Source organism: Amycolatopsis sp. NPDC114503, from assembly GCF_055633655.1.
The window spans coordinates 495,764-508,427 of record NZ_JBVKDT010000003.1; the positions used below are offsets into that span (position 1 = coordinate 495,764).

General features: G+C 73.2%; 9 protein-coding genes. 1 reads left to right on the forward strand and 8 read right to left on the reverse strand.

Annotation, left to right across the window (positions count from 1 at the left end; all coding sequences use genetic code 11):
• Positions 1–38: 38 nt before the first annotated feature.
• The 4 genes from eccB to ACZ7OI_RS14940 form a co-directional block, all read right to left on the reverse strand.
• Entirely contained in the window at positions 39–1,475 is a 1,437-nt protein-coding gene (gene eccB / locus ACZ7OI_RS14925; protein ID WP_470264738.1) for a type VII secretion protein EccB, read from the reverse strand.
• Between the two features lie 5 nt (positions 1,476–1,480).
• Complete coding sequence (gene eccD / locus ACZ7OI_RS14930; RefSeq protein WP_470264739.1) at positions 1,481–2,860, reverse strand: type VII secretion integral membrane protein EccD; 1,380 nt, start codon at positions 2,858–2,860, stop codon at positions 1,481–1,483.
• Positions 2,861–3,020: 160 nt separating this feature from the next.
• Positions 3,021–3,695, reverse strand: coding sequence for a hypothetical protein (locus tag ACZ7OI_RS14935; RefSeq protein ID WP_470264740.1), 675 nt, complete (start codon positions 3,693–3,695; stop codon positions 3,021–3,023).
• 20 nt (positions 3,696–3,715) lie between these two features.
• The gene (locus ACZ7OI_RS14940; RefSeq protein WP_470264741.1) at positions 3,716–4,060 is read right to left on the reverse strand and encodes a hypothetical protein; all 345 of its coding nucleotides are present in this window, start codon (positions 4,058–4,060) and stop codon (positions 3,716–3,718) included.
• Between the two features lie 162 nt (positions 4,061–4,222).
• On the opposite strand from ACZ7OI_RS14940, the gene ACZ7OI_RS14945 reads away from it, so the two are divergent.
• Positions 4,223–6,193, forward strand: a complete 1,971-nt coding sequence (locus tag ACZ7OI_RS14945) for a serine/threonine protein kinase (RefSeq protein WP_470264742.1) — start codon at positions 4,223–4,225, stop codon at positions 6,191–6,193.
• Between the two features lie 111 nt (positions 6,194–6,304).
• On the opposite strand, the gene ACZ7OI_RS14950 is transcribed toward ACZ7OI_RS14945, so the two are convergent.
• Genes ACZ7OI_RS14950 through ACZ7OI_RS14965 form a run of 4 tightly spaced genes read right to left on the reverse strand, consistent with a single transcriptional unit; the run spans position 6,305 to position 12,530 of the window.
• Positions 6,305–8,422 carry a transglutaminase TgpA family protein gene (locus ACZ7OI_RS14950; RefSeq protein WP_470264743.1) on the reverse strand — a complete coding sequence of 706 codons (2,118 nt, stop codon included), beginning with the start codon at positions 8,420–8,422 and terminating at the stop codon, positions 6,305–6,307.
• Entirely contained in the window at positions 8,419–9,537 is a 1,119-nt protein-coding gene (locus ACZ7OI_RS14955) for a DUF58 domain-containing protein (RefSeq protein WP_470264744.1), read from the reverse strand. Before ACZ7OI_RS14955 ends, ACZ7OI_RS14950 begins: the two co-directional genes overlap by 4 nt.
• A 3-nt stretch (positions 9,538–9,540) precedes the next feature.
• Entirely contained in the window at positions 9,541–10,509 is a 969-nt protein-coding gene (locus tag ACZ7OI_RS14960) for an AAA family ATPase (RefSeq protein WP_470264745.1), read from the reverse strand.
• Positions 10,506–12,530 (reverse strand): fibronectin type III domain-containing protein, encoded by a 2,025-nt coding sequence (locus ACZ7OI_RS14965; RefSeq protein WP_470264746.1) that lies wholly within the window; start codon positions 12,528–12,530, stop codon positions 10,506–10,508. The genes ACZ7OI_RS14960 and ACZ7OI_RS14965 overlap by 4 nt, the downstream gene beginning before the upstream one ends.
• Positions 12,531–12,664: the final 134 nt, after the last annotated feature.

A 12,664-nucleotide genomic window follows, 5' to 3' on the forward strand; every position in this document is an offset into this window, starting at 1 on the left:
CCCAGGCTCACGGTCGTTGCCGCGCCAGCATAGGCCGCTCACCCGGCCACGGTGGGCCGCATCGCCGAGGCGGGATCGAGACCGGGTCCCTCCGGCAGCCGGGCCACGAGCCCGCCGGGCAGCCGCACCGGCGCGGCCGACGGGTAGCCGAGCGTCTTCGCGACGTCCGGGCGGGCCAGCGGATACCGCCGGCCAAGGTCGGTGACCAGGGTGAGCGTGCCGGACGCGGCCTGCGCCGACGGCATCGCCTCGACCAGCACCGCCGAACCCGGCGGCACGTAGACGCGATCGGCCAGCGGGGTGCCGGCGGCGGATCGGCCCGAGGTCGACAACAGCCGGTTTTCCGGCGGCAGCTCCGGGCCGACGATCAGCTGCGGCGCGCTAGCGCCGGGGGCGTAGACCGCGCACAGCGTGGCGTCCTGATCGGACAGACGGGCGACCTGCGGACGGGCGACCGGCGCGGCGTCCGCGGTGGCCGGGACCGGGTCCAGCTGACGGGCTGCGGCTGCTTCAGCCGGAGCGAGAGGGAGCGCGCGGGGCTGCGCACCGGAGTAGGCGGCACGCGCGAGCTGAGCGTCGGCCAGCTCGATTTGGTACTGCAGTTCGGTGATCGGGCGAAGCGCGTCCGGCTCCGCCGCGTAATACTGCTGGCCGCCGCCCGCGGTGTGCACGACCAGCAGCGAGCCGGTCACCACGTCGGAGCGCCCGGGGACAGCGCTGGACGGGCGGCCCGCCTGCGCGGCCGGGAGCGGCCCGATCGGCGCGCCTTCGGGCACGACGTCCAGCCAGGCCTGTCCCGCTCTCGCCCACGAGGCGGTGGTCAGCGCGAGGCCGGTGCCGACCGTGCCGTAGTCGGTGATCTTGTGCCGATAGCCGTGCCAGAGCAGGTAGCGGTCCCCAGTGGACACGAGCTGCACCGGCAGTGCGGCGTCGGCCAATCCGGTCCCGCCGCCCGGTTCGGCCCCGGCCAGCAGGACCGATTCCTGGATCGCGCTCCCGGCCGTGTCGCGGGCGGGCGTCGAGCACAGCGACCACGATCCGGTCCGCAGGCGGTCCGGGCCGGGCAGCGCGTCCGGCGCGTCCGGGATCCCGATCCGCGGCCCGCGCGGAACTCCGGCCAGCGAATTGCCGGACACCTGCTCGGTCGCCGCGTGCTGGCCGAGCGCCAGCAGTGCGGAGGTGTAGTTCGCGACCGGATACAGCCTGCCGTTCTGGAAGACGTACCGCGTGCCGGTCTCCTTCTCCACGATCACCGCGGCCTGGCCGCGCCAGGAATCGTTGCCGCCCGGCACGATCATCCCGTACACGCCGACGCAGGCCAGCGACACGATCGCCAGCGCGAGGCCGGCGAACGCGGCGGCGCCGGAGCGGCGGAACGGAGGCTGCTCGGGGTCGGTCTCCCGGGTGACCAGCGCGGAAATCGCGCGCTGGACGAGGAATTGGTAAGCCTGGAGCTGATCGCGTTTCGACGCCACGGCCCTCAGCCCCCCAGCCCGCGCACGTAGCCGTACAGCCCGAGCACCCAGCACGCGATCGGCACCAGCGAGCACACGAGGAGGATCTCGGAATACTCCGCGAACCGGCCGAGATACGGGTTCGGCGCGCGGGTGCTGAACAGGAGGCCCGCCGCGACGACGGCCGCCGCGGCCGCGAGCAGGATCGCCCCGGAGGACACCAGCGGCATCGCCAGCCCCGCGCCCGGTCCGGCCGCCAGTGCCGCGGCCCCGGCCATTCCCGTCGCCAGCAACGGAATTCGCTGCCGCAGCGTCGGATACAGCCTGGCCCGCACCAGGAATCCGGCCGAGACCACCGCGACCAGCGTCACCGAAGCCGCGCTGCCGTCGTGCACGAGCAGCGCTTCGCAGCACACCACCACCGCGGCCGCGCCGGCCAGCATGCCGGTGAGCAGGCCGTCCGCGCGGGCCACGGCGGCGTGCACGCGGTCGAGCGGCGGCTGTGGATCGTCGCGGACCAGATCAGCGGTCGAGCGCGGCAGCACCGGCATCGGCACCTTGCCGAGCCGCAGCGCGAGCGGGGCGAACACAATGGACAGTGCCAGCAGTCCGGCGGCGAGCGCGGCCGCTGCCTGGTACGCCGCGAAATCGCCGCTCGCGCCGACGAAACCGCCGATCAGGGCGAAGATTCCGGCGGTAGCCGCGCCGGCGAACCACGACTGGGCCGCCGCGACCCCGAGGTAGCCCGCCACGGCCGCCAGCGTCAGCGCGACCCCCGCGAGCATCACCTGCCCCGGCGCGAGGTCGGTCAACGCGTGCGTCCCGGCCGGCAGCAACCCGCCGCCGAGGAACGCGAACGGCAACGCGGCGGCGGCGAGCACCGCGCCCGCCCCGGCGTCGCCGGCCGCACGAGCGAGAACGACTCCCGCGACCAGCAGCAGCCCGGCGACCGCGAGCGACCACACCGCCGGACCGGTCCACGGCGCACCGGCACGCAGCACCGTGACAAGTCCTAAGAGGACAGTCGCACCGCCCGCGGCCAGGCCCGCCGTGCGCGTGTGCCGCGGCCCCCACGCCCGGCCGAGCCCGCTCGCGCCGGTCGCGATCGCGTCCACCACGTCGTCGTACTCCGGTTCCGGCCAGTCGGCCCTCGCCGGAAGCAGATGCAGCACCTCGCCGTCGCGCACCCGGTGCCCGGCGAGCGTGCGGCCGAGGTCGAACCGCGCCCCGTCGGGACGGCGCAGCTGCCAGCCGCCGCCCGCCGCGCCGTCGTCGGCCAGCCCTTCGCCCGCGCGGGCGAGCAGGCCCGGCAGCAGCTCCGCGACACTCGCGTGCTCGGGGAGCGCCATGTCGATCCGTCGTTTCGGGGCGGCGACCGTGACTCTGATCAAGCCGGCTGTCTGCATGCGCTCACCTTCCTCCGGGAACCGCCGTCGCGGGGAACCGAGGCAGGAACCTGCCGCCCGTCCGGACGGTTCGTTGTATGTCCACAAAGGACATCATGGACACGGCAATGCCCTTGCCCCGTCGATGTTTCCCGGGGCAAGGGCAGGCCGATGGGTCGCGTCAGGCACGCACTCCGCGAAGTGCGGTTTCGAGCCGGGCCGCGAAGTCCAGGACGGTGTCCGCGCGCAGTTGCCAACCCGACGAGACAATGCGGTGCAGGGTGCGCACCACCAGAACCGCGCCGTCCGCACCAGGCGTGATCATCAGCAGGCGATCGACGTCCCAGGTCTGGTGCGAAGTGCCGCTCGGCAGTGTTTTCGTCTGGCCCGCACGGGTGCTCGACAGGCGGTTGGCGGCTTCGAGCAGCTCCGCGTCGGCGTTCAGCAGGCCCGCGACCGCCGGATCGCCCTCGAACGGGGCGAGTCCCTTCCCGGCGGGCGCGCTGAGCGAAACCCGGACCGGGTTCGGCAGGCGCAGCGGCACCGCGTAGACCAGCGCGCCGAGGCCGAGCGCCCGGCGCACCGCCGTGCGGCCGCTCATGACCGCAACACGGAGTTCGAACGGGCGCGGCTGCTGGGCGTCGAGGTAGACGAAGCAGTCGGTCGGCGCGGGCATGCCGCTGAAGCGTTCGCGCGGCGGCAGGAGACTGCCTGCCGGGACGCCGGTGCTGTTGCCCGGCAAGCTCATCGCCGCCGGGGCGGCGGCGAGGCCGAGTTCCTTCTGCACGGTCGCGGCGACATCAGCGGCAACCGTGGCGGGCTCGGCGCGACGGCCGGTCCACAAGGCGGCGGGCATCGGAATTCCCCCTTCGGTTTTCAGGCCGGGCGAGCGGACCCGCTCAGCTCGGCGAAACGCGCTGAAGCGGCTTGCAGTTCGGGCTGGAAGCGGCCGGGCCGCAGCTGCGCGAGTTCCTGCCAGCTGTCCACCGCCGCTCGCGCCTTGGCCAGCGCGTCCTGTCCGCGGGCGGCCAGCTGGTCGCGTTCGGCGTCGAACTGCTGTGCCTGCCGGAGCAGTGCCTGCGAGCGGTCCTCGACCGGGGCCGGCGCGGCTGCTTCCGTGCGGGCGACCCGGCGCTTGCGGACGGTCATGCTGAGCCAGCCGACGCCGAAGATGATCAGGCCGGTGAGGATCGGCTTGGCGAGAATGTGCCAGATGTCCATGGGTGGTTCCTGTCCGTTCCAGGCGGCGCCGGGCCGCCGAAGCTGTGGTGACGGGATCGAAACTAGGTCGCGGCGGATGAGGTTTCGATGACACGCGCCCGCGAGGCAGGAACCTGCCCGGGCGTTGCGCCGGACGCGCCCGCACAGGGGAGAATGGCAGCCATGAGCATCGGGGTGGGCGAGGAGCGGCTGCTCGCCGAGGGACCGGTCGCCAAGGTCTACGCGGGCCGGCTGGCGGGCGAGGACGTGGCGGTCAAGGTGTTCGACGGCGTCCTCGACCGCGACACGACGGCCCGGTTCGACCGGGAACGCAAGGCGCTCGCCGCCGTGCGCGGCGAACGGGCGATCCTGCCGGTCGACGAGGCGGGCGAACTGTCGGGCGGCCGGCTCGGCGTGCGGATGGAGCTGTGCCAGCGGTCGCTGGCGCAACTGCTCGACGGGCAATTGCCGGTGCGCGACGTCCTCGCCGTCGGCTGGACCGTCTCGGCCGCGCTGGCGGCGGCGCATCAGGTCGGTGTCGTGCACGGCGGGGTGACGCCGCACAACGTGCTGCTGCGCCGTTCGGGGGAACTCGCTCTAGCCGATTTCGGGCTGGCCTTGCGCCGCCGGTTCCCGCGCGACCCCCTGCACGCGGTGGACTACGTCGCACCGGAAACGCTGCGGGACGACGCCCTCTCCGAGGCAAGCGACCTGTACGGCCTGGGCGCGGTGCTCTACACGGCGCTGACGGGTTCGTCGCCGTTCCCGCGCCACACCGGACAGCAGCGCGCCGAACGGATCCTGCAGGTTTTCCGCGATCCCGTGCCGCCGATCCGGGTGCCCGGCACGCCGCCCGCGCTGACCGACCTGATCGGACGGCTGCTGGCCAAGGACCCGGCGGACCGCCCGCAGGACCCGGCCGCGGTGGCGGAGACGCTGGAGCGGCTGTACCGGGCGAGCGCCGCCCCGGCCGAGGTGGAATTCGACGATTTCGCGGGGCACGGGCAGCAGGTGGGATTCGGGACGGCAGCGCGGCCGGGCGGGTTCGGCGGGGTGCCGTCGCCGGGCGGGTGGCTTGGGTCTGAGCCGCGGAACGGCGATTTCGCGCCCTCTCCACACCAGCCCGGCGCTCCGACACCCGGCGGCTGGTCTGGTGCGGCGTCGCAGGCGGTGGGTTTCGCCGCGGCCCAGCAGCAACCCGGGGGGTTGGGCGCGGCGCAACAGTCCGGTTCGTCCGGTGCCGCCCAGCAGCCTGGCAGTTTCGCCGCGTCACCACAGCAACCCGGCGCTCCGGGCGGCACGGCACCGCAATCTGTCATCGCCCACCTGCCCGATCTCGGCGGCGCGGCGCAGCAACCCGGCGATTGGCCCGGCCCCGCCCAGCAGCCAGGCAACTTCGCCGCGCCCGGGCACGAACCCGGCGGTTCGAGCGGCGCGGCGCAGCAACCCGGCAGCCAGCAGAGCCCCACCGCGCAACTGCCCGGAATCGGCTACGCACCACAACAACCAAACGGCGGTCCCACCGCCGCACCGCACCAACCCTCCGGCTGGGCCAATCCCGCCCAGCAACCGGGCAGCTTCACCACCCCCCACCAACCCGGCAGCCCAACCGGCACTCCGCACCAGCCCGCCAACTTCCCCAGCGCACCAACCCCCACCCCCGGCCGAACCCTCCTCCACACCTTCGACGACACCAAAGAACCCCGCCGTGACCGGAAGCTGCCACGCATCGCCTGGTGGCCCGCCCTCGCCGCCGGGCTGGTCGCCGCAGTCGGTGCGCTGATCGCGGTCCCGATGCTGACCTCAAAGCAGGACCCCCGCCCCGCGCTCCCCCTCGCGACCGCGCCGTCGTCAGGCCAGCACCCGCCCGCCGAACGAGCCCCCGTCCCGGACGTGCACCTCGCCCTGGCGACACCCGCCGACCTGGGCACGCAGATCAAGCTCACCTGGACCGCCGAGGGGAATCTGGACTTCGCGGTCGTCGTCGGGGCCGAACGCATCCCGCCGATGGTCCTCGTGGCCAACCGCAACCGCACGATGTCGGTCCCGGTCGATCCGGCGCGCAAGTACTGCTTCCAGATCCGCGCGACGGACGGCAGCCACGTCTACGAAACCCCTCCGGTCCCGATCCGCGGCGCGGTCTGCACCTCCTGACGACCGCCACCGCGCCGGGCCTCGGGAAATGCGGTCCGTGAGGGGAACCCTGAAGGAATCTGATTCCCTCAGGGTTCCCCTCACGGACGTGAAGAGGCAGCGGCGTCTGGGCTAAGCCGACCTCCGGAACAACGGCCGCGGATCGAACACCGCGCGCACCCGGCTCATCCAAGGACGTCCGGCCAGCGCCCGGCGCAGTTCCCTGATCTCCATCCACGCCACCCCCACCGCGCTCTCCGACGGCGGGAATCGCGACCACAGCGCCGAATCCATCACGCCGGACAGCCTCAGCACCGGCTCGCGCACCCGCTCCCCCAGCTCCGACCCCGCCGATTCCGCCAGGTCGCGCGGCGTCATGCCCACCCGGTAGGCGACCCCGTGCGCACGCAGCCGGTCCCGGGCTTCCGCCCACGCACCGAAAATCGCGTCCTTGCCCAGACGCCGACGCCGGCGTCTCGTCCGGAGAAGCTTCGCCAACGGCACGGCGACCAGCCCGCACAGCATCAGCCCGGGCACCACGGCCGCCGCGATCCACCACGGCCAGCTGCCAGTTCCGGAAACGGACGCGGCGGCTTCCGGCTTGCTGCCCGGCGGCGCCACCGGCGGCTGGAGCTTTTCCAGCGGCGGCAGCTGCGACTGCGCCCGTCCGGCCGCGCCCGCCAGTCCGGACGACTTGGCGGACGTGGTCGCGGATTTCGTCGGGTCCAGCGGCACCCAGCCGACCCCGGCGACGGCAACCTCCGGCCAGGCCAGCGCGTCTCCGGCGTGCACGACGTGCGCCCCGGCGGTGTCCGCGCCGCGGTAGCCGACCACGAGCCGGGCGGGAATGCCGGTGATCCGGGCCAGCGCCACGTACGCGGCGGCGAACTGTTCGCTCGTCCCCCGTTTCGAGACGGTCAGGAACTGCCGCAGCTGCGGCCAGGAAGCCCCGGTCGGCAGGTCGTCGCCGACCGCGAGCTGGTAGTTCTGCTGGAGAAATCGCTGCAGCTGCAACGCGGATTGGAACGTCGGGCGCAATCCGCGCACCGCCGTCCAGGCGAGCCGGGCGACGTCGTCGGGCACTGCGCCGACACCGCCGAGGCCGCCCGGCGCGTCTGCGTCCACCGGTGCCGTGGCCAGGTACTTCGCGTCCGCTTCCGGTGCTGACCAAGTCATCCGGTAATCGGTTTGCCCGCCCGGGGACGCCGACAGCAGGACGCCCGCGCCGGGGTCCACGAGCGGCGCGGCACCGGTCACGCTGGTCAGGCCCGGCTGGCTCGGCAGCCACGGCCCGGACAGCGGCGGCACGCTCAGCTCCGCGGAGACCTCGGGCGCGCCGGGAACGCCGTCGAGACTCCGGCCGAGCCGGCGCAGCTTCGGTTCGGCCGACCAGCCCGCGCCGTCGAACCCGTTCAGCACGACCAGCCGCCACCGGTCGACCGGAGCCGTGCTGCGGTAGCTGAACACCGGCCGCGCCGGATCCGCCAGCTGTCCCGCGATTTCGTCGAGCGGGTTGCTGACCGGGGTTTGCGGGGGCGGCACCGGATGGCCTTCGGCGAGCCGGAACGGCTCCCGCTCCGCCGGGTCGAGTCCGCCGAAAACGACTGCTCCGCCGGCGATCGCGACCACCAGCGGCAGCACCGCCAACGCGGCCGAACCGGACGGCCGCCGAAACCGCAGCGACCCGCCTCCGGACCGCGCCGCCCACAGCATCAACCCGGCAGGCGCGAAATACGCGACTGCGGCGTACAGCGCGGTGAATCCGGTCAACGCCTGATACGCCTGCGCCAGACCCGCGACGGCCAGGCTCGGCAGCAGCGCCACGAGCGGCATTCGCAGGCGCAGCAACAATTCCAGCCCGAGCACGACCGCCAGCAACACCGCCAGCGGAACGAACAGCAGCTGCCCGGCGTCCGGTCGCGCGGGCCAGGTCGATTGCAGCGTCTGCAGCCAGCTCTCGGTCAGCCCGTGGCTCAATCCTTGCAGCGAGGCGCCCGTGGGCAATCCGGAGACAGTGGTCGAAAACAGCGTGGTCTCAACGATTCCGAGCAATCCGGCGATCAGCACGACCAGCGGACGCCACGCCGCCAGCCGCGGCAGGCGAAGGCACAACTCGGCGCTCGCGCAGCCGAGCAGCACGACCACGAGCACCGGCAACAGCAACGCGGACAACCCGAAAACCGGCGCGAACAACAGCCCGGCCACCGCGGTGGAGCCGAGCAGTCCAGTCACCGCCAACCGGGCGTTCACCCCGCACCCCGGGCATTCCACTTCGCCGCCGCGTCCACGGCGTCCGTCGCGTCGATCGAACCGGCGCGCACGCCCGGCTCTCGAACGCCCAGCCGGACAACGGTGTCCGGACGCCAGCGCAGCGCCGCCCCGAGATCGGCCTCCGGCCCGGTGACCACCACCAGCGCCCCGCCCGGCCGCGCACCCGCCAGCCGCGCTGCGGGCAGCAGCAACGCATCGTCCGGATTCTGCGCGGCCAGGCAGAGTTCGTCCAACAGCAAACGAGCCGTCGGAACCCCGCTCCCCACCGGAGTTTCGAGCCCGGACGACGTCAGCAACCGGCAGTGCTGGCCCGCCATGGCGGACGCGTACAGCAACGAGGCCACGACCTCGACGGCTTCCTCGAACACCTCCGGACGCATCGCCTCCGACCGGGTGTCGAGCACCGCGGTGAGCCGCGATTGCGCAGGATCGGCGTAGTCGCGGACCATCAACCGTCCGGTTCGCGCGCTGGCTTTCCAGTGCAGGTGCCGGACTTCGTCGCCGAGCATGTATTCGCGCACGGCCAGCAGATCCGCGGAACCGCGCAGCGGCGGGTCGGTGATCGGCCCGTCGTGGTGGTGGCGCGGGTGCCCCGAGGCCGCCGGGCGCATCGGGTTCAGCCGCGGGTGCACCCACAGGCAGGCGGCCGCGCCCAGCGTCCGGTCGGCGCGCGCGAACCCGAACGGATCCGACCGGTGCAGCACCAGCGGCCCGACCTCGAGCCTGCCGCGCACACTGGTCGGAAGCTCGTAGTGGTAGGTCGCCGCCGCGCCGGGCGCGAGCGCGCGGACCCGCACCTCGCGGACATGCGCGCCGACGCAGTCCTGCGCGGAGAACCCGCCGTGCCGTCGCTCGCTTTCGTTGCGCACCGCCAAAGTGGCCAGTGCCGGACGGCCGCGTTCGATGCGTTCCGGGTGCACGGACCGCGAGACCTCGGCCTTCGGCCGGGCCCGGGTCACGAGCACCGCCGCGACCACGGCGCCGGCCACGATCCCGGCGAGCACGCGCAGGAGCGGATACCCGGCCAGTTCGCCGAGCCCGTAGCCCAGCACAGCACCGGCGAGCGCCGCGATTCCGCGGCGGGTGAGCCGCACGTCTCAGCGCCCGGGCGCGGCCGTCGGAGCGGCGGTGTCGGCGAGCAGTTCGGCGACGACGTCCTCGGCCCGCCGCTGGTTCAATTCGGCGTCCGGGGTCAGCACCAGCCGGTGGCACAGCACCGGAAGCGCCACGTCCTTGACGTCGTCCGGGGTCACGAAATCGCGGCCGTGCGTGGCCGCGAGGCCTTGCCCGGCACGGATCAGCGCGATGCTGCCGCGCGGGCTCACGCCGTAGCGCACGGCCGGATGGCTGCGGCTCGCCGCGGCGAGGCGGACCGCGTACGACACGACCTCCGGCGCCAGGTACGCCTGCCGCACGCGGGCGATGACCTGCTGCACGTCTTCGATCCGCAGCACCGGCCGCAGCTCGTCGGCGGTGACGCCCGCGCAGTCGCCCATCACGACCATCACTTCCGCGTCGTGGCTCGGATAGCCGACCGACAGCCGCATCAGGAACCGGTCGAGCTGCGCCTCGGGCAGCCGGTAGGTGCCCTCCATCTCGATCGGGTTCTGGGTCGCCACCACCAGGAACGGCCGCGGCACCGGCTGGCTGACCGCGTCGACCGTGACCCGCCGCTCGGCCATCGCCTCAAGCAGCGCCGCCTGCGTTTTCGGGGTGCCGCGGTTGATTTCGTCGGCGAGCACCACGTTCGCGAAGATCCCGCCGGGGTGGAACTGGAACTGCTCGGCGTGCTGGTGGTAGACCATCACGCCGAGAATGTCGCCGGGCAGCAGGTCCGGGGTGAACTGGATGCGGTTCCACCGGCCTCCGACGCTGGCGGCGAGGCACCGCGCGAGCGTGGTCTTCCCGACGCCGGGCACGTCCTCGATCAGCAGGTGCCCCTCGGCGAACAGCGCCGCGACCGCCATCCGGACGACGTCCGGATGGCCGCGCAGCACTGTCTGCACGTTGTCGGCAATGAGGTCGTAAGCCGCTTTCGGCGTGAAGCTCACGTTCGCCTTTCTCATGAAGTGGTCGGAACGCCGGTCCAGCTGTCGTTCGCCGAACCCGCGGAATTCCGGATCGTAGCCTTGATCGTGATCGCCCCGGCCCAAACCACGTTGGAAATCGTGAGCTGGGTGGAGCCGGAACAGGACTTCGCGGGCGAAGTCGCGCCCATGAACGAGGCTTGGCAGGTGGCCGCGCCGCCGTTCGGGTCCGCGTCGACCGTCACGATCAGCGCGTTCGTGCTGCGCACGCTCGTGATCTTCACCGACGGCGGGCCGGACGCGACAGTCGCCCGCGCCGAACCGGGGCTGCCGGTGAGCTGCCCGCCCGAACCGTACGAGGTGATCGCCCGGACCGTGAAGGTGATAGTGCCGCTCAAGCCCTGGAAACTGGTCGACGTCCCGGACACCGACCGGTCGCCCTGTCCGGACGCGCTCACCGCGTAGTGGTCGAGGTCGGCGCCGTGCAGGTCCGGAGTCGTCCAGCTCACCGAAACCGCGCCGTTGGACCCGACGGTCGCGGTGACCTTCGGCGCCTCGGCGGCTCCGCCCGGCACGATCGAGCCCGAACTGGCCGCCGCGCCGCGACCGGCGGAGTTTTCCGCGGCCACGCTGAAGGAATAGGACTGGCCGTTGGTCAATCCGCTCACGGTGACCCGCGACCGCGAACCGTCCACTGTGGTCGAACCGCCGGACCACGACACGACATACCGGGCCACGCGGGAACCGTTGCCGGGGGCGGACGTCCACATGACCGTGGCCGAACCGGTGCCCGGGGTCGCGCGGACGTTGCGCGGCGAACCCGGCGGGGTCGGCTTCGCGACCGGCGGAGGCGGATTGTCCCGCTGCGCGGGCGGTCCCGGCGGCGCAGGAGGTGCGGGCGGCTGGCTGCTGGCCGGGGTTTCCGGCTGCGACGGCGGAGTGGGCTTCGGCTGGGTCTTCGCGCTGACGTCCACGTCCGCGGCCACGCCGTCGCCGCCGTCGACGACGACCATGTGCGAGCCGTCGTGGTTGTCGACGTAGATCCGGTGGTCCTGGCCGAGCGACAGCCGCGCTTCGCCGCCGCCCTCGGGCACCGTCTTGCTGCTCTTCAGCGCGCCCTTGCTGTCGTAGGTGCGCACCTCGTGCCGGGCCTGGTCGACCACGGCGACGGTGTGCGACGCCGCGACCGGGCCGGCGTAGTGCCCGCCCTTCTCCAGCGGGACCGAAACCGGCCGCGCGACCGGACGGCTCTGCAGCAGGCCGGCGGCGTCGATCAGGTGCAGCTGGCCGTGATCCGGGTCGACGACGGCGAGCCGCCCGTCGACGTCGTCGCTGGCCACCTGGACGGTCGCGGGCAGCGAAAGCCCGATGTCGGCCGGGTCGCCGAGCCCGTTCGCGCCGACCGAGCGGAGCACGCTGGCGGTCGTGTCGAGCACGACGGGGCGGTCGCCGACGATCGAAAGCGACGCGTCGTGCCCCTGCGGCAGCTGCGCGGGGCAGGTCAGGAGCGTGGTGCCGCGCGGGAGTTCGCAGATCGAGCCGTTGTCGATGCGGTGCACCCAGACCGTGCCGTCCGACGTCGTGACCGGTGCGGACAGCGGGCCGCCTGCCGGGGCGGTCGCCGCCGGGTCGCCGAGGCGCGCGATCTGCCCGGCGTTGCGGTACACGAGGTACGGGCCGCCCGCGACCTCCAGCACGACCGGTTCCTCGGCGGCGGGCGGCGCTTTGCTGCTCTCGACGCCGAGCGTCGACTTGCTGAACTCGGTGATCCGCGTCCGGTCGACGACGTAGCCCGAACGGCCGCCCTGCGCGACCGGGCTGCCCGCCTCCGCGCCGGGGACCGCCGCCTGGGCGTCGACCTGGCCGGTCGCGCCGTCGACGTGCACCGCCGACTGCGACGAGGTGTTGTAGACCCAGTGCCCGGCGTCGGCGAACTGCAGTTCCGTGGGCAGCGAAGCGTGCCCGGTGACGGCGATGCCGACCACGGCCAGGGCGGCGACGACTACCGTCCCGAGCCGGAACATGGCGGCGCGCCTCGCGCGCGGCGTTTCTGTGGTCACCGGAGGACCGTAACGGGGTCGGCTACAGCCGAGATACATCCGGAACCCATGCCCGGACGCTAGAGCACGCCGTTGAAATCCTGATTAAACGAGCTGTCACCGAAACCTCAGCTTCGCCCCGCGACCCTGTCCGG